The organism is Lelliottia jeotgali (genome assembly GCF_016771845.1).
Taxonomy (GTDB): domain Bacteria; phylum Pseudomonadota; class Gammaproteobacteria; order Enterobacterales; family Enterobacteriaceae; genus Enterobacter; species Enterobacter jeotgali.
This window is the reverse complement of the sequence record NZ_JAENMQ010000010.1, coordinates 22,603-48,456: the sequence shown is the minus strand read 5'-3', so window position 1 is coordinate 48,456 and position 25,854 is coordinate 22,603. Positions and strand designations below refer to the sequence as shown.

Genomic DNA, 25,854 nt, shown 5'->3' with positions numbered 1-25,854 from the left:
TACTATACGCGCGGGAATGATGGTTTGGAATGGGGGAAAGTAAACGGAGAGTAAATTTTTATGGGCTCGGGTAAGCCCATAAGATTAACGGACAGTTCTTATTCAGCTAAAGAAAAAAACAAGTCCTGCGAGAAGCACTACATCAGCGATTAACGGGCAGAAAATACCTTGCCAGTGAATGGCTCTCGGGCGAAAGCCGACGCCGTGAATGACGCCTGCGCAAACGGCCCACATGATCAAGAAACCATGCCAGATTTCCAGTTCACTGGTCTTCGCTGCAAAACGCGACGGGTCCCAGAAAATGCAGCCTGCCAGCAGCAATGCCATCACTAAGGAAAGCGCCCTTAGCGGGCGCTTGTCCATTACCGCATAGATATACTTAATCATTCAGGCTGCCTCTTCGTTGGCTGCGTCTGCTCACCCCAGTCACTGACTTGTGTCAGCTCCTGGGGATTCTCAGTCTTGCCGCCTCGACGCAACCAGAATGCTGTCGTATATCGCTTTACGATAACATTCATCATCAGTGCTTTTCTTCACCGGTTTTGGTCGCTTCGATATGTTCAAGCGCCAGCGCGGTAATGACACCAAATGCACAGGCAAGAAGCGTCCCCAAAATCCATGCGAAATACCACATATTCAGCTCCTTACTTAGTACAGGGAATGAGTGTTGCTTTCGATGTCTTCTTTCGTGATACGACCGAACATTTTCCAGTAACACCAGGAGGTGTAGAGCAGGATAATCGGTACGAACACGCAAGCAACATACGTCATCAGGTTAAGCGTCAACTGGCTTGACGTCGCATCCCACATGGTCAGGCTCGCATTCATCATGGTGCTGGATGGCATCACGAACGGGAACATCGCAATGCCCGCAGTCAGGATGATGCACGCCAGCGTCAGAGAGGAGAATACGAATGCCCACGCGCCTTTTTCCAGACGAGAGGTCAGCACAGTCAGCAGCGGCAACAACACGCCCAGAGCCGGGATAGCCCACAGCGCAGGAGTATTGTTGAAGTTGACCAGCCATGCACCAGCCTGACGCGCCACTTCTTTGGTCAGCGGGTTAGACGGCGCGGTATGGTTGATTGCCGAAGTCACAACATAACCGTCGATACCGTAAACCACCCAAACGCCAGCTAACGCGAAGCAGACCAGCGTCACCAGAGCCGCAACCTGAGCAGTTGCGCGGGAACGCAGATGCAGTTCACCCACAGTACGCATCTGCAGATAGGTCGCACCCTGAGTGATAATCATCGCAACGCTCACCACACCTGCCAGCAGACCAAACGGATTCAGCAGCTGGAAGAAGTTACCGGTGTAGTACAGACGCATATATTCATCTAGGTGGAACGGAACGCCCTGCAACAAGTTGCCGAACGCTACGCCGATCACCAGCGGTGGCACGAAGCTACCGATGAAGATGCCCCAGTCCCACATGTTGCGCCAGCGGGTGTCTTCAATCTTAGAACGGTAGTCAAAACCGACCGGACGGAAGAACAAGGACGCCAGTACCAGAATCATCGCGACATAGAAGCCGGAGAACGCAGCTGCGTAAACCATCGGCCAGGCGGCAAACAGTGCGCCGCCCGCAGTGATTAACCACACCTGGTTACCGTCCCAGTGCGGGGCGATGGAGTTGATCATGATTCGACGCTCGGTGTCATTACGACCGAGGAAACGGGTGAGCATGCCCACCCCCATGTCGAAACCGTCAGTGACTGCAAAACCAATCAGTAAAATACCGACCAGCAGCCACCAGATAAAACGCAATACTTCATAATCGATCATTTGACGACTCCTGTCTTAGCGTGCCGGCTGAGTAGTCACAGTGGACTGCTCGTAGTGATAGCGACCGGTTTTCAGGCTGCTCGGGCCGAGGCGTGCGAACTTGAACATCAGGAACAGTTCAGCCACCAGGAACAGGGTGTACAGACCGCAAATCAGCAGCATGGAGAAAATCAGATCCCCTGCAGTCAGCGACGAGTTAGCCACTGCCGTTGGCAGCACCTCACCTATCGCCCAAGGCTGACGGCCATACTCCGCAACAAACCAGCCGGATTCGATAGCAATCCACGGCAGTGGAATACCGTACATCGCGGTACGCAGCAGCCATTTTTTCTGACCGATACGGTTACGAATCACGGACCAGAAGGACGCCGCGATAATCAGCAGCATCAGGATGCCGCAACCAACCATGATACGGAAGGCGAAGTACAGCGGAGCCACGCGAGGAATAGAATCCTTGGTCGCCATCTGAATCTGTGCTTCAGTCGCATCAGAAACGTTCGGCGTATAGCGTTTGAGCAGCAAACCGTAACCCAGGTCTTTCTTCACGTCGTTGAACTGATCGCGAACAGCCTGATCGGTCGAGCCTGAACGCAGCTGTTCCAGCAGCGCGTAAGCTTTCATACCGTTACGGATACGTCCTTCGTGCTGCACCATCAGATCTTTCAGGCCCGTTACCTGCTTATCAACAGAACGGGTGGCGATGATACCCAGCGCGTAAGGGATCTGAATAGCAAAGCGGTTTTCCTGTGCATCCTGGTCAGGAATACCAAACAGGGTAAACGCTGCCGGAGCCGGCTGAGTTTCCCATTCGGCTTCAATTGCAGCCAGTTTGGTTTTCTGCACGTCGCCCATTTCGTAACCGGATTCATCACCCAGAACAATAACAGACAGGATTGCCGCCATACCGAAGCTTGCCGCGATGGCAAAGGAGCGTTTGGCGAAAGCGAAGTCACGACCGCGCAGCATATAGTAGGAGCTGATGCCCAGCACGAACATCGCGCCGCAGACATAACCCGATGCCACGGTGTGAACGAATTTCACCTGAGCAACCGGGTTCAGGACCAGCTCGGCAAAGCTGACCATCTCCATACGCATGGTTTCGAAGTTGAAATCAGACGCGATAGGGTTCTGCATCCAGCCGTTAGCAACCAGAATCCACAGTGCGGACAGGTTGGAGCCTAAGGCCACCAGCCAGGTCACTGCCATGTGCTGAACTTTACCCAGACGGTCCCAACCGAAGAAGAACAGACCTACAAAGGTGGATTCGAGGAAGAAGGCCATCAGACCTTCAATGGCCAGCGGCGCACCGAAGATATCCCCAACGTAGTGAGAATAGTAAGACCAGTTAGTCCCGAACTGGAACTCCATGGTCAGGCCGGTCGCCACGCCCAGCGCAAAGTTGATACCAAACAACTTGCCCCAGAACTTGGTCATATCTTTATAAATCTGTTTGCCGGAAAGGACGTAGACCGTTTCCATGATGGCCAGCAGGAACGCCATACCGAGCGTTAGTGGCACAAAAAGGAAGTGGTACATCGCGGTCAAGGCAAACTGTAAGCGCGACAGTTCGACTATATCTAACATCATGACTCCTTGCTCATCGCATGAAGACTCCGAGAGTGAATCCCTTAGAAAGGGTTCACACACATGCCCCAATACAAAGTTATCTGTTTCCCTTCTTCGTGACCTATTCTTCAAAAGAGGAAAAAGCCATGATGAAAAGTTACAAATACGTTAAGAAAAAACTCTAATTGATCCCGCAAATATAATACGCTGCAAAGCCCTTACAATAAACAGGTTTTTATTGAACGAGATTTACGTTTTACGACGTTGATCAATATATAGCGAATTTACACCTTTTCAGCCAATTTGATCGCGGACAATTTAGCGTCTTTTGGGGTGCATTTCCAAGCATTAAACATTGATTTAAATCAAAAACGGGTGATTCTGTTAAAGGTGTTTAAATGCATTAGCCATAGTAAATACAATGTTAATGATATGTAGATTTGATCACTGCAATGGTTAGCGAATGCGGAATGATATATAAATAATAGTGATTTTTTTTAACGCTGCTTGTCGTCTCGCTTTATAAAGCTGACAAACATTTAAGGATAGCGGCTTAGACTTCTTTTTCCATTTCGGCAATAGCCCAGCCAAAAATAACATTTATTTTACCTATCACCAGCTTCTAATTAACACCTCGCCGTGACTATACCGTTAACGAAATGATCACCGGAACGTGTCCGCCAATCTGTTCGAGTGAATTTTAGACAGATTTGATACTGCGGAAGGTGGCTGCTGCATACTCAAGCAGGTAGAAGAACCGATGTTCATCGCGCATTCCTGCCCGGCAGCTCCGCCAGGCAGGTTTTGCCGCTGCTTAGAGCGTAAACGTCATACCGATGCGGTAACGCGACTCGGCGATACCGTCTTCTCCTTCGTAAAAACCCTGTTTATCCAGGTAATCGTATTCCACATACGGGCTGAACCAGCTGTTCCATTTATAACGTAGCGTAACGGCATTTTCCGTTGCCGATGATTTATCATTCTTATATTTATAATCATCATTAACATGTTTATATATCGTTCCCTGATAGAGTACGCTCCACTGTGGATTAATTTTATAACCCAAATACAGATCCAGACGGTTAACGCTATCCCGATGAGACTCACCGCTACCATTCACCGTTTCATAAGTATTATAGTCATAGCGATAACGTAAACTTGTATTTAAATCGGCAGTGATTTTATAATTCAGGCGTAAATAGGGCCGGATTTGTGTACCATTGCTGCTCCAGTGATAAATACCTCCAGGTTGAAAACTCCATTGTTCCGTTAACGGAATCGTGTAATTAGACTCTATTTCATTATAATCTGACTTACTGTCACCCAATGAATGAGCACCGTCCGATTTATCCCCACCGTTTGTACCTCTGCCGTTACTCTTATTATTTTTGTTATCGGTTTCGATACTTCCCCACCAGCCACTCTTCCAGCTCTGGCTGACCTTATAGCGCGATTCATATGAGTGACTACCCGCTCTGTAGCCGCCTCTGACGTCAAACGTCAGTGCCTGACAAACAAGCGGACACGCTGTAACACAAGACAGTAATAACCATTGCCATTTTTTCTGCATAATCCATCCCTTGATACTTTATAAGCTGAGATACGCAATATTTACTGCGTTATCACACCGACACCAAACCACAGGGAGGCATAATATTCATTAATTAAAATCGGTCACTCTCATTATTTTAAAAACAAGATCATCCACACACTTTTTATTGAAATAGTGTTTTGTTTTTATATTAACGAAAAATAGATCATTTTGATAAATGGTTTGAATGAATTAATTCATGGTGTTTATATATTTTTTATATTAATTAATTTTTACCGTATTTAAAAATCTGTGAGCATCATCAAGCACGGGCAGATATATTTCCAATAGCATTAATTGAAATTGCATTTCATTTTTAAAACAACAAAATTTCAACATACTCAAGGAAGGCACCGTGAAGATAAAAAAACTACGCTGGTACATTATTTCACTCGTTATGCTCGGCACCATTATCAATTACCTCGCGCGCAGCACGCTCGGCGTTGCTGCCCCGGAAATGATGAAAACACTGCATCTTTCGAGCGAGCAATACTCGTGGATCGTGTCAGTGTTTCCGTTTACCTACGCCATCGGCGGGATCGCCTGCGGTTTCATCATCGATAAGTTTGGCTTGCGCTTCAGCTTTAGCATACTGGCCATGCTGTGGTCACTGTGCAACATGTTAACCGCGCTTTTCAGCAGTTGGTTACCGATAGCCTGCCTGCGCGGCGGCCTCGGTTTAACCGAAGCGGCATTTAACCCGGCTGGTATGAAAGTGACCGCCGAATGGTTCCCGGCAAAAGAGCGAGGGCTGGCCTGCGGGATCTACAGCCTGGGGACCTCACTCGGCGCGATGCTCGCCCCGCCGCTCGTGGTTTGGGCCATCCTTAATTACAATTGGGAAATGTCGTTTGTGGTTACCGGCGGGATGGGGATTCTGTGGAGCATTTTGTGGCTGGTGTGCTATCGATCGCCGGAAAGCCATCCGGCGCTGCTCAAAGCGGAATATGACGAAGTTCAGGCGGACAACGGTCTGGTCCTGACGACAGAAAAAGCGACCCTCAGCTCGATGATCAAAGACAAAAATTTGTGGGCTATCTCTTTACCCCGCTTTATGGCTGACCCGGCCTGGGGAACCCTGCACTACTGGATGCCGCTGTATCTCGTCACCGTGCGTCATATGAATCTGAGTGAAATCGCTATGTTTGCCTGGCTTCCGTTCCTGACGGCAGATTTAGGCTGTCTGGCAGCCGGATACATCTCGAAGTTTCTTAACAATCGAGGCATTCACATTATCAATGCTAAACGCATCACCTTTACCTTCGCTGCGTTGCTGATGCTGGCGATGGCGGCTGTCGGCTACGTCGAAAACGTCTATGCTGCCATTGCGCTATTTTGCATTGCGGGCTTTGCCCATCAGTGCTTGTCCATCACCGTCATCAGCATGTCGTCCGACCTTTTCCCCAAACAAAAAGTCGCAACTGCCACCGGCTTTGCAGCCTTCACCGGCAGCATGGGAAACTTCGCATTTAGCCTTTTCCTCGGCGCGATGGTTGCCGTGGTTGGCTACAATGCTTTCTTTATTGGACTGGGTGTTTTCGATCTTATTGGCGCTGCGTTCCTGTGGTTGCTCATCAAAAATCCTGCAGCGGCATTCAAACCTGCTGTCGCCTGAACAAGGAAACGACAATGAAATATCAAACACTGTTCTTCGCTTGCCTGCTGTGTTCTGCACCGCTGTATGCCCAGTCCGCTGCTGATTCCTGCCTGACTTACGACTGCCAGCAGATGCAGGAGGTAAAAACGAAGATCGCCCAGAATGACGCCACCTACACGCCAGCCATTCAGGCACTGATGAAAAAAGCCGATGCTGCCCTGTTGCATCCTCCGTACAGCGTAACGCAGAAAAAGCTGCTCCCGGCCTCCGGCAATAAACACGATTACTACAGTTTTGGCCCTTACTGGTGGCCGAACCCGGATACCAAAGACCACCTCCCCTACGTGCGCGACGACGGTAATATCAATCCGTCTTCCAAAACCGATGATACGGACAGCGCGAGAATGGCCCATTTTTCCGATGACATCCGCGCGTTGGCCCTGGCGGCGTTCTACAGCGGCGACCCTAAATATGCGCAAAAGGCGAATGCTCAGCTGCAAACCTGGTTCTTGCACAAAGAAACCCGGATGAACCCGAATCTCAACTATGCCCAGGCGATTCCAGGCATCGTGAACGGACGGGGGATCGGCATTATCGACACACGCGTACTGATTGATGTCGCCGACAGCATTGTGCTGTTACACAACGCGAAAACACTTTCGGATCAGGATTTCAAACGCTATCAGCGCTGGTACGCTGACTACACTCGCTGGCTGAAAACCAGTCAGAACGGGCATGAAGAATCGAACTGGTACAACAATCATGGAGCCTGGTACGACACCCAGGTTACCGCGTTCTCGCTTTTCACCGGAGATAAAAAACAGGCGACAGAGCAGATTGAGATCTTTAAGCATCGCCATCTGATCTCGCAGATCAACAGCAAAGGTGAAATCACGGCAGAGCTTGAGCGCACCCGCTCCTTCCATTATTCGAATTTTGCCCTCGCCGCCTATGGCCGAATGGGGCGTTACGGGGAGCAGACCGGAAATGACGTGTGGAATTTCCAGCTCGACAGCCGCACTACCAAAAGCGCGTTTGCCTTCATCAGCGAGCAAATGGGCAAACCGGCCAGCAGCTGGCCGTATCCGGAGCTGAAATACACCCCGGAGGAAGCCACCGGCCCGATGCTGGCTGCGGCGAGAGCCTATAAAGATGCCACCTTTACGCAGAGCGTCGCCCTTCTGAGCAAAGAGAATGCCGATAATATCAACTTTTTAATGCCCGGCTCTCCGCTGGTGAAATAATCGGGTACAGGTGCACAGTGAAACAATTTACCGCAGAACAACTTACCGCCGCCCGTCAAAATGTCAGCCCGGCGATCCTCGCCGGGCTGATTGAGAGCAACCGCGACGTCATCAACAACGACACGCTGGTGCCCGAAACCGGATGCGCCACCTGGAACCACTACTTCTTCTGCCCTGAGCACAGCGTGCGCTTGCTGTGGAACCGGCACTCGCCCAACAAACATCGCTGCCCCGTGGACGGGGCCGTTTTTACCGGCGAACCCTACTACGGCGCCTGGTGGCGCTGGCTAAACGGATTGAATGCGAAAGCAAGCTACGAGCTTAGCGTTCTCTGGCTACTGACCGGTGAAATACGCTATCGGGATAAAGTGATCGATATTCTGATGCAGTATGCTAAGTACTATCCCGACTATCAGGAACACGGCGGTATTCCCTACAACGGTCCTGGAAAAGCCAATGCTCAGACGCTCTGTGAAGCGAATTGTCACGCCGATTTTGCTCGTGGGTTTGACCTGATTCGTTCTGAGCTCACGACCGAACAGAATGAGTTTATTGCTACGCGCCTGCTGCGTTGTGGAGCTGATTTTCTGATGCAGCATCGCAGCAATCAGATTCATAACCATGAGGTTAAAATCAGTGCCACCATCGGCATCATTGGCGCCGTGCTGGAAGAGAATGCTTATCTGGAGTTTGCCGTTAACAGCCCCTACGGCCTGCGTTATCAGCTGGAGAACGCCCTGCTGTCGGGCGGATTATGGTTTGAAGGCTCGCTGCACTATCACTACTACGCCCTGGAAGCCTTTTTCGCCTTTGAGAAACTGGCGAAAAACAGCGAATTTAGCCTGCTTGATCAACCGTTCTATCCGCAGATGCTCGGCCTGCCGATGCAATTCCTGCTACCAGATATGACGCTGCCGAAAGTGAATGATTGCGTAAACGGCCAGGAGCAGCTCGGCCATGCGGATATCTATGAATTTGCGTATTTTTATTATGGCAAAGAGGTGTACGGGCAGTTGCTCTCCTGTCTCTATCGCACCACGCCGCGCAATCATATCGACGCGTTGTTTTACGGCCAACCGCTGCCCGCTGACGCCCTGCAAGCCCCGACCGCCAGCGAACACCACCCCGGCGCAGGTTTTACCCTGATCCGAAACGCACCGGGCCGGGCAGTATGCATCAAACATGGCCCGTACGGTGGGGAGCACGATCATTACGATCGTCTGAACCTGATCGTTTTCAATCAGGGAAAAGCGTTGTTTCCCGATCTCGGCACGACGGGCTACGGCGCACCGCTGCACTACGGCTACTACAAAAACTCATTTTCACACAATACATTATGCGTGAACGGGTTGAACCAGCCACCCGCCGTCCCGCGCGTGCTTCGATATGAGGAGACACCTGCTGCTACGCACCTGATTACCGAAGTGGACTGGAAAACCCAGGCCGCCCTGCCCGACAGCAAAACGCGCGTGGAATGGGATGAGGAATCCTACCACGATGTCGTTTTCCGCCGCAGCGTACAGGTTACGGAAAATCTGCTGATCGACAGGTGGGATATCGAGAATCCTCATGCCCAGTGCGTGGATGCGATCTACCTGATTCGCGGTGAATCCCGGCCTGATATGCCGCAAACCGGGATCAGCCTGTGTTATCCCTACGTCCGCCAGGCCACACAAATGCCGCTGAACGGTCAGACGGACTTACGCTATCAGGCTGATAAACCCGTGACAATCAGCTGTTTTTCGCTCAGCAACGCGCACGTCATTCAGGCCAAAGGGCCTGACAATCCCTCGACGTCCGAACTGGAGTATCTGATTTTGCGCAGCCATGACCCACGGATTTGCTGGGTGTTTGTGACGGATTTAAGCGGCGAAAGTGAAGTGAGTATCGAAGCGCGCGAAGGCGAAATCATCGTGACGGATAAAGGGCTACATAAGGATTACCTGGCATAACTGCAGCGAAGTGCAGAAAATGAATGAACTGGTGGCGACCCATCCATGCCGCTGTTGCTGGTGCGCTTCGCTTTCCTGCACGTCATTCGGCCACGTCTCGCGACGGGTGAGATTGAGGTTTAATCGCAGGTGAAGCGCAACCGTCTTTAGATGTTTTCAAACATATCGCCACTGTGTTTAACGTTACGACGGGCTGGCTGATTTTTGAGGAAGATGAACGTGGACCCCAGGATATACTGATGATGATATTTGAGGCGGTTAAGCAAAGCCTGAGCTAAAAAACGGCTAGCAAGTGGGACTTTAACCGCACGGCATGCCGCTTTAAAGACTTTCCGGACTCGTTATTATTCGCGACACCCAAGCCTGAACCTTAAAGGCGACTGAGGTGGGATTTGATAACGGGTTACGGTGACAGTGAGATTATCGGAAGGATACCTGACTATTATTGTGACAGCAGCGAAGTTCAGGCACTGCGGACGGAACTTTGTCAGGTTAAGGGGATGAAGGGGGCTGGTTGCTTAGTGGATTAGATGGAGTTAAAGAATAATTAAAACCGGAAAGGAATGATGACATTTCCGGCTATTATAATAATTTAATGTTTAGAATACATAAAACTCAAACTATAAATGATTTAACATATCTTGCACTTCGTATAAAAAAGCTTTGCATGCAGATTCTTCATCATCAAAATACTCAGGATCAGTCCTCCCCCCCTTCTCACTATAGAAAACAATCCACTTTCCATTTTCCATTATTAAACAAAGAGTTTCATTATTCACCTCATCAATTGAATAAGTGCTTTCTGGGATATTCAGTTTTTTAAAGGCATTTATAAGATCTAGCTTATCCACAGCAGTCAACTCCTTCTATCATTTTTTTAAGATGGCCTGAATCTAAATAGGATTGAACGCTATACTCTAATTTATATTGCGTCCCCATACCCATTTCCCCAAACCAAGGTGCAATTTTGCTTTCCGCCACATTTGGAATGTGTTTCATAACTTTGTAAACAGTATAAGGTCCTGAATCCGTTCCTGGCGGTAACGCTCTCATAGGATAATGCGTTCCAACTGGAGAAACATATTTTCCTCTAGGTAAACCATACCTATCAATAGTCGTACCAGGCTCTAAAGTTGTAGAGCTTACTGGGCCATGTGCACCATCGTTCGGTGGATAGTAAGTTACAGGTAAATTACTTAAGCCCAGTGGATCAATATATTTCAGCGGATTTGATGCATATCCATATGGGTTTAATCCACCAAATAACCCTATCGGGTCGGCCGAGATGTACTGCCCCGTCTCAGCATCATAGTACCGGAATCGGTTGTAATACAACCCGGATTCGGCATCCTCGTATTGCCCCGGAAAACGCAGGCGACAGACAGGTGCGTCTTCTTTGTTGACGCCCTCTTCCCGGCCCCACAGCTGCTGCTTTCCCCGCCAGACAATCGTGCCGTCTTCGGTCATCAGCTCCTGAACGCGCCCGGTGATATCCGTCACTGCATAGTGCAGTTGCCCCTTTTCATAGCGCGCCATCGGCGTAAAACTGCCGGGGGCATATATCCAGCGAATCGCCTTTTCGTCATCCGGCGTGCCGTCAGGGGACAGCGGGATTTCTTCCGTTAACTGGTCGCCATTCCAGTGAAAATCCATCCCCGGTTTGTCGTGACTGGTGCACCGCTTGCTGATGCGCCGGCCGGACGGGTCGTATCTGTATTCCCACCGTTCACCCTCCGGCGTTTCCAGTCCGGTGAGCTGGCTTTTCGCGTCCCAGCGGTAGCGCCACTGCTGCGGGCGATAGCCACCTTTATCGACGAGTTTTTCCACCAGACGGCCATTCGCATCGTATTTCCAGGTGATGCCATGGGCATTCACGACCCGGACAAATTTCCCTTCTTCCGGCATTCCTGTGTCGGGGTTGATGCGACTGGTCGTGTGTCGCCAGCTTTTGTATTCGCGAGTGATGACCCGTCCGTGCTGTTGCAGCTGGTGCGCCTCACTTTCCAGCACGTCATTCAGCCACGTCTGACGGCAGGTGAGATTGAGATTTTTGTCGTAGGTGAAACGTTCCTCACGCATCGGCGTGGTGCCGCTGCCGGTCCAGGTGGCGTGGCTTATCTGATCGTTCGCCGTCAGGGTGTGGACGGCGGTGCCGCGCAGCGAGTCGGTTATCATTGTCAGGTTGTATGCGTGGTCATACAGCCACTCGCGCTGCAGGCTTTTATTGCGCCCGTAAGGCCCGGCGCGGTGGTCCCCGGCTTTTTGCTGTGCGAGCATCCCGGCCGGGGTGTAGTCCTGTTGCTGGTAAAAACCGGCATCGCTGCGGCGCAATGTTTCCTGGCCGCGCAGGTCGTGCTCAAACGTGAGTGGAGCGTAGTCGTTAAGCTGCCATGCCTTCAGCTCGCCCATTAACCCGCGGGTGAAGTGCTCAGTGAGCCCGCCTGTTGTCCGCCGCGTGACAAAATCACGTTGTTCATCGTAGCCGTATTCCGTGCGCCTGCCGTTGAGGGTTTCGGCGGTGATACGCCCGGCATCATCGTACTCATACGTGACGGTGGCATGGTCATTTTTCGCCTCGACCAGGCGGCACAGGGTGTCGTAGCGAAAAGTGGTGGTGCTGATAACGCGGGCACTGTCGCCGTGGGTGACGTCTTCATTGGTGAGCTGGTCAGTCACATTGTAACGGCGGCTAAGACAGGTACCATCCGGGAAGGTAGTGCTGATACAACGACCCGCGGCATCGTACGTGTAGCGCAGTGTGCGGCCGGTGAAGTCAGTTTCTGCGATAAGCTGCCCGGCTTTATCGTATTCCAGCCGGTAGTGTTCACCTGCGGCACTGATGATGCCGGTTAAGCGGGTAAGTTTGTCGTAGCGGCATTCCAGCCGCTCACCGTCCGGGCGGATGACGGCCGTCAAAACATCAAAAGCTCCATATTCATAGCGGGTGGTTCTGCCTTCGCCATCGGTGACACTTTCCGGCAGCTTTTCGCTGTTCTGGCGCATCAGCTCGCGCACGCCATCAGGGCGGTTGATTTCTTCCACACTGCCCTTCGGCCCGGCATGATTCTGGCTGTGGCGGAACCGGGTGGTGAAGCCCAGCGGATCCTGAACGCTCAGCAGGCGCCCGAGAAAATCGGTCTCTGTGTGGGTGACGCCGCCATCGGGGGTCATGGTTTCCTGCACCTGATGCAGGGCATCATGATGCCATACCCAGGTGGCACCGCCGGGCAGGATGTGGGCCAGCAGGTCACCCTGCTCGCTGTGGCTGAACTGCTGCCTGCGGCCCTGCGGGTCAGTGAGGCTGACCACGCTGCCGTGGTCGTCATAGTCCCATACCCAGGTCTGGTCGCCTGGTGTGGTGAGGCTCGTTAACTGGCCATCATCATTGTACTCATACCAGAGACTGTACCCGCCGGGCAGGGCAACCTGACGAATATCGCCGTTACGGTGATAGTCATATTTTGTGGTGCGCCCGAGCGCGTCAGTACGGGACTGTAGCCGGGTGTTGTCCCAGACTGAGTGCTCTTCACGCCCCAGCGGGTCGATACTGCGGGTAACCAGGCCATCTTCGTTATACCAGAAGCGGGTTTCACCGCCTTCGGCATCGAGGTAGGTGGTACACTGCCCTGCATCGTCGTAGACAAAGCGGTCATCGTAATAGCCTTCCGTCGACAGGGTACTGATGGCGCGGCCCTGCGCGTCATAACCGATATCCACGCAGGTTTTATCCGTGTCCCGCCAGCGGGTCATAAAGCCGTCGGGTGTGTATTCATGCCACAAATGAGTGAACTGGAAGGTGTCACATTCGGCGAGAAAACCGTGCTCATCATACTGGCATGTGACCAGACGCTGGCGCTGCGGGGACACGAGGTCAATGCTCATCAGCTGCTGTTGCTGCCAGCCAAGTGCGAGCGTATAGCCATCGCTGTGACAAATATCCGTCAGCAAACCATCGGTGCGAATGAAGTCAATCTGATTGCCGTAACGGTCATGGAGGGCGGAGAGCAGCCAGATGCCATTATCCGCCGGGGAAAAGAGTTGCGTTTGCTGTGAACGACGGTCGAAAACGCCCAGCCCGTCATGCAGGGTGCCGGAAAGCCGGTAGCGGGGCTGGCGGTCATTCACCGCATCACGGAACACCCCATCCTGCGGGACAGGGTAATACAGCACCACGCCTTCAGCGTCGGTAACGTGCAGATTATCACCCTGTATGCTCAGGGAGCACGACCACTCATCCGTCCATTTGGGGCCAAAGATGCCACCGCCTTTGGCCTGCGAGCGATAAAAGCGGGAAAGTGACAACGGGATTGAGCCTGGCAAAGAGAGGACACTGAAATGCTGGAGAAAATCGCCGGTTCCGGCGTCGACGGGTTCACCGGGTTTGGTGCACAACCCGCTAAAAACGCCGTCTCCTTCACCTTCCGGTGCTCTGGTTTTCCCCTTGATGTTGGCACCGTCCATCTCTGCAACCCCAGCGGTGTTTAGGGCAAACTCCATAACCACACTTTGCAGCGCAATCATCAGCGCCCTGTTTTGAGGAGTATCTGCCGCATTAAAGGTGTCAAGGGCTTCCCCACCGATTTGTTCTGCCGCGTTCCGTGCAGCTTCCGGAGTGGTGTTGTAGTAACCGGATGCATAGAGCATTGCACCAATTTGCTGGCTGTTCATCACACCGTCAGGGGTATGGTCAGTCGTAAAATCCTTAACTGCCGCTTTAATTGCCTTTGCAGTGTCCGCCATCGCCTGCGCTTCCTGACGCCCGGAATCCGCCTGATATGCATATAGATTTAACAGCTTATCCATGAAACCTTGTTCATTGGCGGTCTCAGGTATCACTGCCGGATCGGCCTGGCTGGCTGACACGCTGGCGGCAGGAGGCTGGCCCAGAATAATCCCCGTCGTATTCCTGGCATTCATCCAGAACTTATCAAAGTGCCGGAGAACCGGTTGCCCGCTCACGTAAAAGGTGGTGCTGAACTCCAGTGGCTCGCAGATATCGCCCACCGTGCCACTTTTAATTCCTTTCGCCACACCCGGTTCATCACCTTTGGTTTTAGGAATGAAACTCTGATTCAGGATCAGCACCGGACGGTCGTTAGCCAGCACAGAGGGTACCGTCAGTACTGAGCTCACCATGTCGGCGGTGACTGGATAGGGAACGGGGGGCGTCGCCGGCCCCATCGGGGTTTTGCAGACATCCGGCGTAGTACTAACCACCGTCCACAGCATGTCCTGGCGTGCTATGTAATTCAGCGCCATGGCTATTCTCCTGCCATGCTGTAACGTGCTTCCATCACCCGCACCGGCGAGCCCACTGGCACCAGATAACGCCAGGTCTGCGCTACCGTGAGAGCACCGGTATCAATATGTAATGTGTCGCTCCACATCATCTGCGGTACACATTCACCGGTGTTCATCCGCAGCAAAATACCCGCCTGGCCTGCGGGCAGTGTGAAGGTGATATCGCCGTCAGGATGCAGTCCCTGGAGGGTGAGTGTTTTCATGACGACAACGCGATGACTCTCGTTATGTTTGTCGTCCATTGCATATTCCATCACTGAAAACGGCGTCAGATTACGAAATTCCATTTTTCACCCAAGGTGCATTTATCTCTTGGGTAAAATGTAATTCTGCTTAGGGATTAACAATAACTTTCTAAGAAATCATCGATGTTTAGGATTAAAACCCGTGTTAATAATCAAACACTTAATATATAGCGCTTCAAATATTCACTTTAAAAATATCAGGCATAAAAAAGGCCGCTTTTCAGCGGCCAACCATGTCGAAACGGACATTTATTATGTCAAAGCTCCCCTCATGGGGAGCAGAGAGGATTACTTGATGATAGCGCTCAGTGCTTCGCCGATATCGGCCAGGCTACGAACGGTTTTGACGCCTGCGGCTTCCAGCGCTGCGAACTTCTCATCCGCTGTGCCTTTACCACCGGCAATGATGGCGCCTGCGTGGCCCATACGTTTGCCTTTTGGTGCAGTCACACCGGCGATGTAACCGACAACCGGTTTGGTGACGTGGTCTTTGATGTAAGCAGCGGCTTCTTCTTCAGCGCTGCCGCCGATTTCACCGATCATCACGATCGCTTCAGTCTGCGGATCTTCCTGGAACAGTTTCAGGATATCGATGAAGTTAGAGCCAGGGATCGGGTCACCGCCGATGCCCACACAGGTGGACTGGCCGAAACCGTAGTCGGTAGTCTGCTTAACCGCTTCATAGGTCAGGGTACCGGAGCGAGACACGATGCCCACTTTGCCTGGCTTGTGAATGTGGCCTGGCATGATGCCGATTTTGCATTCGCCTGGGGTGATAACGCCCGGACAGTTTGGACCGATCATGCGAACACCGGCTTCATCCAGCTTCACTTTTACGGTCAGCATATCCAGCGTCGGGATGCCTTCGGTAATGGTGATGATCAGTTTGATGCCTGCATCGATCGCTTCCAGAATGGAATCTTTGCAGAACGGAGCCGGAACGTAGATAACAGTCGCCGTTGCGCCTGTTGCTTCTACTGCTTCACGCACGGTGTTGAACACCGGCAGGCCCAGATGCGTGGTCCCGCCTTTGCCTGGCGTCACGCCGCCAACCATCTGCGTACCGTAAGCAATCGCTTGTTCGGAGTGGAAAGTCCCCTGGCTACCGGTAAAGCCCTGGCAGATAACTTTAGTGTTCTTATCAATCAAAACGGACATTATTTCCCCTCCACTGCGGCAACAACCTGCTGAGCTGCATCCGTCAGACTTTTCGCTGCAATAATATTCAGGCCACTGTCAGCCAGTTTTTTCGCGCCGAGTTCAGCGTTGTTCCCTTCCAGACGAACCACAACCGGGACGTTCACGCCCACTTCTTCTACCGCACCGATGATGCCGTCAGCGATCAGGTCGCAACGCACGATACCGCCGAAGATGTTAACCAGAACGGCTTTCACGTTGTCGTCAGAGAGGATGATTTTGAACGCTTCGGTCACGCGCTCTTTGGTCGCGCCGCCGCCCACGTCAAGGAAGTTAGCCGGCTCGCCGCCGTGCAGTTTAACGATGTCCATGGTGCCCATTGCCAGGCCCGCACCGTTAACCATGCAGCCGATGTTGCCATCCAGCGCCACGTAGTTCAGTTCCCACTGTGCAGCCTGCGCTTCACGCGGATCTTCCTGAGACTGATCGCGCATTTCGCGCAGATCGGACTGGCGGAACAATGCGTTGCCGTCAGCGCCCAGTTTACCGTCGAGGCAGATCAGGTCGCCCTGAGTGGTGATCACCAGCGGGTTAATTTCGATCAGCGCCAGATCGCGCTCAAGGAAGATGTTTGCCAGGCCCATGAAGATCTTGGTGAACTGTTGAACCAGTTTACCTTCCAGACCCAGTTTGAACGCCAGTTCGCGACCCTGGTAAGGCATAGGGCCTGCCAGCGGATCGATAGCCACTTTGTGGATCAGGTGCGGGGTTTCTTCCGCCACTTTTTCGATTTCCACGCCGCCTTCGGTAGACGCCATGAACACCACGCGACGGGAGCTACGGTCTACAACCGCGCCGAGGTACAATTCTTTTGCGATGTCAGTCGCCGCTTCCACCAGGATCTGGTTAACCGGCTGGCCGTTCGCGTCTGTCTGGTAGGTCACCAGGCGTTTGCCCAACCAATGTTCAGCAAAGGCGCGAATCTCTTCTTTGCTCTTAACAACTTTCACACCGCCCGCTTTACCACGGCCACCAGCGTGAACCTGACACTTAACTACCCAAGGGCCGGAACCAATTTTAGATGCGGCTTCTTCAGCTTCACGTGGGGTAGTACAGGCATAACCCACCGGAGCCGGTAAGCCATACCGGGCAAACAGCTGTTTGGCCTGATATTCATGTAAGTTCATGTGTTCTATCCATCCTTCAGGTAATCGTTATTTCAATCCTATAGGCCGGTCGCGCAGCGCGTATCCGGCCTACAGTGCAGGTGAGGCTAAAACTACTACACGTCCAGCAGCAGACGCGTTGGGTCTTCCAGCAGCTCTTTAATTGCCACCAGATAACCCACAGATTCACGACCATCAATCAGACGGTGATCGTAAGAGAGCGCCAGATACATCATTGGCAGGATCTCGACTTTACCGTCAACCGCCATTGGGCGGTCTTTGATGGCATGCATACCCAGAATCGCGCTCTGCGGCGGGTTGATGATTGGGGTAGACATCAGGGAACCGAACACGCCACCGTTGGTGATGGTGAAGTTACCGCCGGTCAGGTCTTCAACGGTCAATTTACCGTCACGGCCTTTCAGCGCCAGCTCTTTGATTTTCTTCTCGATATCCGCCATGCCCAGGGTATCAACGTCACGCAGAACCGGGGTCACCAGGCCGCGCGGCGTGGAAACCGCCATGCTGACGTCGAAGTAGTTGTGGTAAACCACATCTTCGCCATCGATAGAAGCATTCACTTCCGGATAACGTTTCAGCGCTTCAACGACCGCTTTCACGTAGAAGGACATAAAGCCCAGACGGATACCGTGACGTTTTTCAAACGCGTCACCGTACTGCTTACGCAGGTCCATGATTGGCTTCATGTTGACTTCGTTGAAGGTGGTCAGCATCGCGGTGGAGTTTTTCGCTTCCAGCAGACGCTCAGCCACACGCTTACGCAGGCGAGTCATCGGCACGCGTTTTTCACTGCGTGCGCCAAGCGCAGGCTGTGCTGTCGCAGGGGCTGCAGCCGCCGGTGCTTTGGCTTCTTCTTTAGCAGGCGCTTTCGCCAGATGTTTTTCCACATCTTCACGGGTCAGACGACCGCCGACACCGGTGCCTTTAATGGCGCTGGCTTCGAGATTGTGTTCACCCAGCAGGCGACGGATCGCCGGGCTGAGCGCATCGTTGGTTTGTTCTTCCAGAGACGCTTGCTGACGCTGAGCCGGAGTGGACTCTTTGCTTTCAGACTTAGCGCTGGACTCTTTACCCGCGCTATTGCCTTCACGCAGGCGACCGAGGATCTGGCGAGACGTCACGGTGGTGCCTTCGTCTTCCAGCACTGCATCCAGAATGCCATCCGCCGATGCCGGTACTTCCAGTACCACTTTGTCAGTTTCGATTTCTACCAGCACTTCATCGCGCTTAACGCTATCGCCCGGTTTTTTATGCCAGGTCGCTACCGTTGCGTCAGCGACGGATTCAGGCAGGTCGGGAACAAGAATATCTACGCTACTCATTTTGTATCCTTAAATTATTCGACGTTCAGCGCGTCATTCACCAGATCTTGCTGTTGCTTCTGGTGAACGGACATATACCCTACCGCCGGAGAGGCGGAGGCCGGGCGACCTGCGTAACGCAGGGCGGACCCAAATGGAATCACATCACGGAAATGATGCTGGCTGCAGTACCATGCGCCCTGGTTGAGCGGCTCTTCCTGGCACCAGACAAAATCATGCACGTGTGCGTACGGTTTCAACGCTTCCTGCACCGACTGATGCGGGAACGGATAAAGCTGCTCGATACGCACGATGGCGACATCTTTCTGATCTTTCTTGCGGCGCTGTTCCAGCAGGTCGAAATAAACCTTACCAGAACACATCACTACGCGCTTCACGCCTTGCGGATCGAGATCATCAATCTCACCAATCGCAGGCTGGAAGGTGCCGTTCGCCAGCTCATCGAGGCTGGACACCGCCAGTGGATGACGCAGCAGCGATTTCGGTGACATCACCACCAGCGGACGACGCATCCCGCGCAGCGCCTGACGACGCAGCATGTGGTAAACCTGAGCCGGGGTAGATGGCACGCACACCTGCATGTTCTGCTCGGCGCAGAGCTGCAGATAACGTTCCAGACGCGCGGAGGAGTGCTCCGGGCCCTGCCCTTCGTAGCCGTGTGGCAGGAGCATCACCAGGCCACACATACGGCCCCATTTCTGCTCGCCGGAGCTGATGAACTGGTCGATAACCACCTGTGCGCCGTTGGCGAAGTCACCGAACTGCGCTTCCCAGATGGTCAAGGTGCGTGGTTCTGCAGTGGCATAGCCGTATTCGAACGCCAGAACCGCTTCTTCAGACAGCACGGAGTCCCAGACCTTGAACTGGCCCTGACCGTTGTGCACGTGCTGCAGCGGAGTGTAAGTGGAACCGTTGGTCTGGTTGTGAATCACTGCGTGGCGGTGGAAGAAGGTCCCACGGCCCGCATCTTCACCGGACAGACGCACCGGAATGCCTTCGTCAACCAAGGTTGCGTAGGCCAGGTTTTCTGCGCCGCCCCAGTCGAACAGTTTCTCGCCTGCCGCCATTGACTGACGGTCGGAGTAAATTTTCTGCACGCGAGACTGCATCTCGATGGCTTCTGGCACGGTGCTGATGCGTTTTGCCAGCTCCTGCAGACGCTTCATCTCGACCTTGTTCGGGTAGCTCTCATCCCACTCGTGGTTGAGGTACGGCGACCAGGTAAAGGAGTGCATGTTCATCGGACGCAGCTCTTTCACCACGCACTCGCCGGCATCCAGCGCATCGCGGTAAAGGTTAACCAGCTCGGTGGCATCTTCGAGGGTCGCGATTTTGTCCGCTTCCAGTTTGTCGGCGTAGATTTTACGCGGCGTCGGATGCTTTTTGATTTTCTGGTACATCAGCGGCTGGGTTGCACTCGGCTCGTCCGCTTCGTTATGGCCGTGACGGCGATAGCAGAACAGGTCGATGAACACATCGCGTTTAAAGGTGTTACGGAAGTCCAGCGCCAGACGTGTCACGAAAGCGACCGCTTCCGGGTCATCGGCGTTCACGTGGAAGATCGGCGCCTGCACCATTTTACCGATGTCAGTACAGTACGGCGTGGAGCGCGCATCCAGCGGGTTAGAGGTCGTGAAGCCCACCTGGTTGTTGATGACGATGCGAACGGTACCGCCCACTTCGTAACCACGCGCTTTGGACATGTTCAGGGTTTCCTGAACGACGCCCTGGCCGGTCACCGCCGCATCACCGTGAATGGTGATTGGCAGTACTTTATTGCTGCTTGGTTCGTCCAGTCTGTCCAGACGCGCACGCACGGAACCGATAACCACCGGGCTGACGATTTCGAGGTGCGACGGGTTAAACGCCAGCGCCAGGTGAACCAGACCGCCGTTGGTTTCGATATCCGATGAGAAGCCCATGTGGTACTTCACGTCACCGGTACCGAGATGTTCTTTATGTTTGCCCGCGAATTCGTCGAACAGGTCCTGCGGTTTTTTACCCAGCACGTTAACCAGTACGTTCAGACGACCACGGTGCGCCATACCCAGCACCACTTCACGGGTGCCGCTGTTGCCCGCATGACGAATCAGCTCTTTCAGCATTGGCACTAAGGCATCGCCGCCTTCAAGGGAGAAGCGTTTTGCACCCGGGAATTTTGCACCGAGGTAACGCTCCAGGCCTTCTGCAGCGGTCAGTTCGCTCAGGAAGCGTTTTTTCTCTTCAACGCTAAAGCTGGCGTGGCCGGTCACCGATTCGATGCGCTGCTGGATCCAGCGTTTTTCGTCGGTGGAGGTGATGTGCATGTACTCTGCACCGATGGAGCCACAATAGGTTTGTTTGAGCGCCTCAAGCAGCTCTCCCAGCTTCATCGTGTCTTTGCCGCTGGCAAAGGAGCCGACGTTAAAGCTTTCCTGGAAATCCGCCTCGGTCAGATCGTGGTACGCCGGATCGAGATCCGCCACACGGTCTTGTTTCCACAGTCCCAGCGGGTCGAGGTTCGCATGCTGGTGACCACGGAAGCGATAAGCATTGATGAGCTGCAGGACTTTTACCTGCTTCACATTGGTGTCAGGGTCAGAGATCGAGGAAGAGTAACGTGAGGCATCCTTCGCCAGACGACGGAAATAATCACGTGTTTTGGAATGGAATTGATCCGGTTTGACCCCAGTGCCAGGTAACTGCTGGAACATGGAACGCCAGTTAGCGTCCACTGAGTCAGGATCGGTTAAGAAGTCTTCATAGAGCTGTTCGATCCAGCTTTGGTTTGCACCAGAGAGGAAAGAAGAGTCCAGCCAGGCTTTCATTGCGCCGTTCTGCATCGTGATCCCTTAAGCATTTTTATGCTTATTTCGCCGTAGAAACTACCACGCACACCTCGTGTACGTGCCGGGGTTCACCTGCGAGCTCTTGTCTCAGCTTGGCTCGCGAAGGAACCTTTAGAAACTGTCCGAGGGTTTCCCCTCACCCCGCCCCTCTCCCTAAGGGAGAGGGAGAAGGCGGGTCCGGCAGTTTTTAAAGGTTTCCTGCTATCTATCTTTGCTTTGCCCGGTGGCGCTCCGCTTACCGGGCCTACTGTTACGTAGGCCGGATAAGCGAAGCGCCATCCGGCGGTATTACTTAGGCACTGCGCTGCAACAGCATCGACTTAATATGGCCGATGGCGCGCGTCGGGTTCAGCCCCTTAGGACATACACTGACGCAGTTCATGATGCTATGGCAGCGGAATACGCTGAAAGCATCACTCAACCCTTCCAGGCGGCTGTCGGTTTCGGTATCGCGGCTGTCAATCAGGAAGCGATACGCGGCCAGCAGGCCCGCCGGGCCGATAAACTTGTCCGGGTTCCACCAGAACGACGGGCAAGAGGTCGAACAGCATGCACAGAGAATACATTCGTACAGGCCATCGAGTTTTTCACGCTGCTCTGGCGACTGTAAATGCTCGCGAGCGGGTGGATTCTGCCCATTATTCAACAAGTAAGGCTTAATCTTCTCATATTGTGCATAGAATTGCCCCATGTCCACCACCAAATCGCGAACGACCGGCAGGCCAGGCAGAGGACGGATCACAATTTTTTGTCCTGCACGCTGCAACGCCGAAATCGGGGTGATACAGGCCAGGCCATTTTTGCCGTTCATGTTCACGCCGTCGGAGCCACACACCCCTTCACGGCAGGAACGACGAAACGACAGTGTCGGATCTTTTTCTTTCAGCTGCATTAACGCATCAAGCAGCATCATGTCGCGACCTTCTTCCGCTTCCAGGGTGTAATCCTGCATATGCGGAGCGTCATCAACATCCGGGTTATAACGATAAACTGAGAATTCGAGTTTCATTATCCTGTCTCCGCATTAATAGGTACGAATCTTCGGCGGGAACGCCGGACGCAGTTTCGGTTCCATGTTGACTTCACGTCGCGTCATGGATTCCGACTCTGGCAGATACAGGGAATGGCACAGCCAGTTTTCGTCGTCACGATCCGGGAAGTCGAAGCGGCTATGCGCGCCACGGCTTTCGGTGCGGTAGTTTGCGGAGACCGCCGTTGCGTAAGCAGTTTCCATCAGGTTATCAAGCTCAAGGCACTCGACGCGCTGGGTGTTGAACTCGCTGGAAGTGTCGTCCAGACGAGCATTTTTGAGACGCTCGCGGATCACTTTCAGCTGCTCAAGCCCTTTGGCCATCGCATCGCCTTCGCGGAATACCGAGAAGTTGTGCTGCATACATTCTTGCAGCGCTTTGCGGATTTCCACCGGATCTTCGCCGTCGCGGTTGCCATTCCAGCGATTGAGACGCTCAAGGGACGCTTCAATGTTAGCTTCAGTCGCATCGCGCAGATCGCCTTGTTCAGCGATAGATTCTTGCAGATGCAGGCCAACCGCACGACCAAACACCACCAGGTCGAGCAGCGAGTTGCCGCCAAGACGGTTTGCACCGTGGACCGATACGCAGGCAATTTCGCCAACGGCGAACAGGCCAGGAATCACCACGTCTTCGCCCTGCTCGTTTACGGTCAGCGCCTGACCGGTCACTTTGGTCGGAATACCGCCCATCATGTAGTGGCAGGTTGGGATAACCGGAATTGGCTCTTTGACAGGGTCGACGTGCGCGAAGGTGCGCGACAGCTCCAGGATGCCCGGCAGACGGGATTCCAGAACTTCTTTACCCAGGTGATCCAGCTTCAGTTTCGCGTGCGGGCCCCACGGACCATCGCAGCCGCGACCTTCACGGATTTCGATCATGATAGAACGCGCCACCACGTCACGACCCGCCAGGTCTTTTGCATTCGGGGCATAACGCTCCATGAAGCGTTCGCCGTGTTTGTTCAGCAGATAGCCACCTTCACCACGACAGCCTTCTGTCACCAGAACGCCAGCACCGGCGATACCGGTCGGGTGGAATTGCCACATTTCCATGTCCTGCACAGGCACACCTGCGCGGATTGCCATGCCTACGCCGTCGCCGGTGTTAATGTGGGCGTTGGTGGTGGACTGGTAAATACGGCCTGCACCGCCGGTCGCCAGCACCGTTGCGCGAGCTTTGAAGTAAACCACTTCACCGGTTTCGATGCACAGGGCGGTACACCCGACCACTGCGCCATCTTCGTTTTTCACCAGATCCAGCGCATACCACTCAGAGAAAATGGTGGTGTGGTTTTTCAGGTTCTGCTGATAGAGAGTGTGCAGCAGTGCGTGGCCGGTACGGTCAGCCGCTGCCGCAGTACGTGCCGCCTGTTCGCCGCCGAAGTTTTTCGACTGGCCGCCAAACGGACGCTGATAAATAGTGCCATCTTCCAGACGGGAGAACGGCAGGCCCATGTGGTCCAGCTCAAGAATCGCTTCCGGGCCGGTCTTACACATATATTCGATGGCGTCCTGGTCACCGATATAATCGGAGCCTTTCACCGTGTCATACATATGCCATTCCCAGTTATCTTCATGGGTATTACCGAGCGCCACGGTGATGCCACCTTGCGCAGATACGGTATGGGAACGGGTTGGGAACACTTTAGAGAGCAGCGCACAGGTCTGGCCGCTCTGGGAAATTTGCAGCGCCGCGCGCATACCTGCGCCACCGGCACCAATCACAACAGCATCAAATTCTCTGACTGGCAGTTTCATCACACACCCCACACCACAACAAATCCATAAATAACGTAAACCACCAGCGCGACAACAATCAGCAACTGCAACGGCAGGCGAATCGCGAGAGGTTTAACGTAATCGGTCAACACCTGCCACATGCCAATCCAGGCATGAATAAGGATCGAGAACAGAGCCAGCAGGGTGAACACTTTGGTGAAGGCAGATCCGAAGAACCCGCTCCAGATCTCCCACGTCAGCTCGCCGCTGGTCGCGAAGAAACCGATCATGTAGATGATGTAAAGGGTGAGGACGATGGCGGTAGCGCGGACCAGAATGAAGTCATGTACGCCGTTGCGTCCTAATGCGGAGGCGTTGCTTACCATACGAGGACTCCTGCAAGAATTGAAAGCACGACAGTAATCACAAATGAAATATTGGCGGAACGTTTCCCCACTTCGAGGGTTTCTTCCAGATAGCCAAAGTCCATCAGCATATGGCGAACGCCCACTACAACGTGGTACGCCAGTGCAGTCAGAATGCCCCACATGATAAATTTCACGAAGAAGCTGTTCATGATGGCCGAGGCCTGGAGGAATCCTTCAGGAGAAGAGAGGCTGGTACCCAGTAACCACAGCAGAATACCCACTGCCACGAACGTAATCACACCGGAGACACGGTGGAGAATGGACGCTATTGCCGTTACAGGGAATCGGATCGTTTTGAGATCCAGATTGACAGGTCTTTGTTTTTTCACATTTCTTATCATGAATAACGCCCACATGCTGTTCTTATAATTCCCTTTGGACTTCGGATTACAGGAAGGCATTAAGGCCGGGTAAGCGGCACAGCCAACGCACTTGTAACCTGAAAGACGACGGGATTTCCTTCCTCCGGTCTGCGCGCGGGTCAAGCAGCGTCCTTATCTATAACTTCGCGTCATGCTAAACATTGCTTCCAAATGCTAAAACGACACGTTACAACGCTGGGTGGCTCGGGATTGCAGGGTGTTCCGGAGACCTGGCGGCAGTATAGGTCGTTCACAAAACCATTACAATTAACCTACATACAGTTTGTCGGGTTTTATGCGGAACAGTGATCAGAGTCACGATAACAACATTATTTTAAATTTTAATCATCGGATTTGACAAAGATTAAACATTATTGTTACAAACGATAGCAGAAAAGGCATATAATGCGCAAAAGTTATGAGGTCTCTCTTTCACCTGAGATTTAGTTATGTAACAGTGTGATGGTATTGACCGAAGTTATCAGGACAGTTATTAGTGGTATACAGGTTTGAATAATTCGGACTGCGAAGACACTGATTTGCTGTTATTTCTC

At 53.0% G+C, this 25,854-nt stretch carries 19 protein-coding genes and 1 pseudogene; 4 read left to right on the top strand and 16 right to left on the bottom strand.

The window, feature by feature from the left end:
- Window positions 1-102: 102 nt before the first annotated feature.
- The 5 genes from ybgE to JBO43_RS16930 form a co-directional block, all read right to left on the bottom strand.
- On the bottom strand, window positions 103-387 hold the full coding sequence (gene ybgE, locus JBO43_RS16950) for a cyd operon protein YbgE (protein ID WP_237730088.1): 285 nt from the start codon (window positions 385-387) through the stop codon (window positions 103-105).
- Window positions 388-520: 133 nt separating this feature from the next.
- Entirely contained in the window at window positions 521-634 is a 114-nt protein-coding gene (gene cydX / locus JBO43_RS16945) for a cytochrome bd-I oxidase subunit CydX (protein WP_095281280.1), read from the bottom strand.
- Window positions 635-648: 14 nt separating this feature from the next.
- The gene (gene cydB / locus JBO43_RS16940) at window positions 649-1,788 is read right to left on the bottom strand and encodes a cytochrome d ubiquinol oxidase subunit II (protein ID WP_202674751.1); all 1,140 of its coding nucleotides are present in this window, start codon (window positions 1,786-1,788) and stop codon (window positions 649-651) included.
- A 15-nt stretch (window positions 1,789-1,803) separates the two neighbouring features.
- Entirely contained in the window at window positions 1,804-3,372 is a 1,569-nt protein-coding gene (cydA, locus tag JBO43_RS16935) for a cytochrome ubiquinol oxidase subunit I (RefSeq protein WP_095281278.1), read from the bottom strand.
- A gap of 796 nt (window positions 3,373-4,168) precedes the next feature.
- A complete protein-coding gene (locus JBO43_RS16930; protein ID WP_202674750.1) occupies window positions 4,169-4,924 on the bottom strand; it encodes an oligogalacturonate-specific porin KdgM family protein in 756 nt (251 codons plus the stop codon).
- A 376-nt stretch (window positions 4,925-5,300) separates the two neighbouring features.
- Here JBO43_RS16930 and JBO43_RS16925 point away from each other — a divergent pair, with 376 nt between their 5' ends.
- Genes JBO43_RS16925 through JBO43_RS16915 form a run of 3 tightly spaced genes read left to right on the top strand, consistent with a single transcriptional unit; the run spans window position 5,301 to window position 9,738 of the window.
- Complete coding sequence (locus JBO43_RS16925; RefSeq protein WP_202674749.1) at window positions 5,301-6,560, top strand: MFS transporter; 1,260 nt, start codon at window positions 5,301-5,303, stop codon at window positions 6,558-6,560.
- 14 nt (window positions 6,561-6,574) lie between these two features.
- On the top strand, window positions 6,575-7,786 hold the full coding sequence (locus JBO43_RS16920) for an alginate lyase family protein (protein ID WP_202674748.1): 1,212 nt from the start codon (window positions 6,575-6,577) through the stop codon (window positions 7,784-7,786).
- A gap of 17 nt (window positions 7,787-7,803) precedes the next feature.
- The gene (locus JBO43_RS16915) at window positions 7,804-9,738 is read left to right on the top strand and encodes a heparinase II/III domain-containing protein (protein ID WP_202674747.1); all 1,935 of its coding nucleotides are present in this window, start codon (window positions 7,804-7,806) and stop codon (window positions 9,736-9,738) included.
- 620 nt (window positions 9,739-10,358) lie between these two features.
- Here the strand turns inward: JBO43_RS16915 and JBO43_RS16910 are convergent.
- The 11 genes from JBO43_RS16910 to sdhC form a co-directional block, all read right to left on the bottom strand.
- A complete protein-coding gene (locus JBO43_RS16910; RefSeq protein WP_202674746.1) occupies window positions 10,359-10,589 on the bottom strand; it encodes a hypothetical protein in 231 nt (76 codons plus the stop codon).
- A complete protein-coding gene (locus JBO43_RS16905) occupies window positions 10,582-14,997 on the bottom strand; it encodes a PAAR-like domain-containing protein (RefSeq protein WP_202674745.1) in 4,416 nt (1,471 codons plus the stop codon). The genes JBO43_RS16910 and JBO43_RS16905 overlap by 8 nt, the downstream gene beginning before the upstream one ends.
- A gap of 2 nt (window positions 14,998-14,999) precedes the next feature.
- A complete protein-coding gene (locus JBO43_RS16900; RefSeq protein ID WP_202674744.1) occupies window positions 15,000-15,326 on the bottom strand; it encodes a DUF2169 domain-containing protein in 327 nt (108 codons plus the stop codon).
- A gap of 246 nt (window positions 15,327-15,572) precedes the next feature.
- Window positions 15,573-16,442 carry a succinate--CoA ligase subunit alpha gene (sucD, locus tag JBO43_RS16895; RefSeq protein ID WP_095281274.1) on the bottom strand — a complete coding sequence of 290 codons (870 nt, stop codon included), beginning with the start codon at window positions 16,440-16,442 and terminating at the stop codon, window positions 15,573-15,575.
- Window positions 16,442-17,608 (bottom strand): ADP-forming succinate--CoA ligase subunit beta, encoded by a 1,167-nt coding sequence (gene sucC / locus JBO43_RS16890; protein ID WP_023310791.1) that lies wholly within the window; start codon window positions 17,606-17,608, stop codon window positions 16,442-16,444. Before sucC ends, sucD begins: the two co-directional genes overlap by 1 nt.
- A gap of 95 nt (window positions 17,609-17,703) precedes the next feature.
- A complete protein-coding gene (gene odhB / locus JBO43_RS16885) occupies window positions 17,704-18,930 on the bottom strand; it encodes a 2-oxoglutarate dehydrogenase complex dihydrolipoyllysine-residue succinyltransferase (RefSeq protein WP_202674743.1) in 1,227 nt (408 codons plus the stop codon).
- 14 nt (window positions 18,931-18,944) lie between these two features.
- Entirely contained in the window at window positions 18,945-21,752 is a 2,808-nt protein-coding gene (gene sucA, locus JBO43_RS16880) for a 2-oxoglutarate dehydrogenase E1 component (protein WP_095281272.1), read from the bottom strand.
- A 298-nt stretch (window positions 21,753-22,050) separates the two neighbouring features.
- Window positions 22,051-22,767, bottom strand: a complete 717-nt coding sequence (locus tag JBO43_RS16875; protein ID WP_103948365.1) for a succinate dehydrogenase iron-sulfur subunit — start codon at window positions 22,765-22,767, stop codon at window positions 22,051-22,053.
- 15 nt (window positions 22,768-22,782) lie between these two features.
- A complete protein-coding gene (gene sdhA, locus JBO43_RS16870; protein WP_095281270.1) occupies window positions 22,783-24,549 on the bottom strand; it encodes a succinate dehydrogenase flavoprotein subunit in 1,767 nt (588 codons plus the stop codon).
- Window positions 24,549-24,896, bottom strand: a complete 348-nt coding sequence (sdhD, locus tag JBO43_RS16865; protein WP_095281269.1) for a succinate dehydrogenase membrane anchor subunit — start codon at window positions 24,894-24,896, stop codon at window positions 24,549-24,551. Before sdhD ends, sdhA begins: the two co-directional genes overlap by 1 nt.
- Entirely contained in the window at window positions 24,890-25,294 is a 405-nt protein-coding gene (gene sdhC, locus JBO43_RS16860) for a succinate dehydrogenase cytochrome b556 subunit (protein ID WP_165790660.1), read from the bottom strand. The genes sdhD and sdhC overlap by 7 nt, the downstream gene beginning before the upstream one ends.
- Window positions 25,295-25,750: 456 nt before the next feature.
- Here sdhC and JBO43_RS23295 point away from each other — a divergent pair.
- Window positions 25,751-25,813 (top strand): annotated as a pseudogene (locus JBO43_RS23295) (hypothetical protein); the annotation flags it as partial.
- Window positions 25,814-25,854 lie beyond the last annotated feature (41 nt).

What these genes read in the sequence shown, in the direction of transcription:
- ybgE (WP_237730088.1), bottom strand. Translation starts at nt 387, where the DNA reads ATGATTAAGTATATCTATGCGGTAATGGACAAGCGCCCGCTAAGGGCG.
- cydX (WP_095281280.1), bottom strand. Translation starts at nt 634, where the DNA reads ATGTGGTATTTCGCATGGATTTTGGGGACGCTTCTTGCCTGTGCATTT.
- cydB (WP_202674751.1), bottom strand. Translation starts at nt 1,788, where the DNA reads ATGATCGATTATGAAGTATTGCGTTTTATCTGGTGGCTGCTGGTCGGT.
- cydA (WP_095281278.1), bottom strand. Translation starts at nt 3,372, where the DNA reads ATGTTAGATATAGTCGAACTGTCGCGCTTACAGTTTGCCTTGACCGCG.
- JBO43_RS16930 (WP_202674750.1), bottom strand. Translation starts at nt 4,924, where the DNA reads ATGCAGAAAAAATGGCAATGGTTATTACTGTCTTGTGTTACAGCGTGT.
- JBO43_RS16920 (WP_202674748.1), top strand. Translation starts at nt 6,575, where the DNA reads ATGAAATATCAAACACTGTTCTTCGCTTGCCTGCTGTGTTCTGCACCG.
- JBO43_RS16905 (WP_202674745.1), bottom strand. Translation starts at nt 14,997, where the DNA reads ATGGCGCTGAATTACATAGCACGCCAGGACATGCTGTGGACGGTGGTT.
- JBO43_RS16900 (WP_202674744.1), bottom strand. Translation starts at nt 15,326, where the DNA reads ATGGAATTTCGTAATCTGACGCCGTTTTCAGTGATGGAATATGCAATG.
- sucD (WP_095281274.1), bottom strand. Translation starts at nt 16,442, where the DNA reads ATGTCCGTTTTGATTGATAAGAACACTAAAGTTATCTGCCAGGGCTTT.
- sucC (WP_023310791.1), bottom strand. Translation starts at nt 17,608, where the DNA reads ATGAACTTACATGAATATCAGGCCAAACAGCTGTTTGCCCGGTATGGC.
- odhB (WP_202674743.1), bottom strand. Translation starts at nt 18,930, where the DNA reads ATGAGTAGCGTAGATATTCTTGTTCCCGACCTGCCTGAATCCGTCGCT.
- sucA (WP_095281272.1), bottom strand. Translation starts at nt 21,752, where the DNA reads ATGCAGAACGGCGCAATGAAAGCCTGGCTGGACTCTTCTTTCCTCTCT.
- JBO43_RS16875 (WP_103948365.1), bottom strand. Translation starts at nt 22,767, where the DNA reads ATGAAACTCGAATTCTCAGTTTATCGTTATAACCCGGATGTTGATGAC.
- sdhA (WP_095281270.1), bottom strand. Translation starts at nt 24,549, where the DNA reads ATGAAACTGCCAGTCAGAGAATTTGATGCTGTTGTGATTGGTGCCGGT.
- sdhD (WP_095281269.1), bottom strand. Translation starts at nt 24,896, where the DNA reads ATGGTAAGCAACGCCTCCGCATTAGGACGCAACGGCGTACATGACTTC.
- sdhC (WP_165790660.1), bottom strand. Translation starts at nt 25,294, where the DNA reads ATGTGGGCGTTATTCATGATAAGAAATGTGAAAAAACAAAGACCTGTC.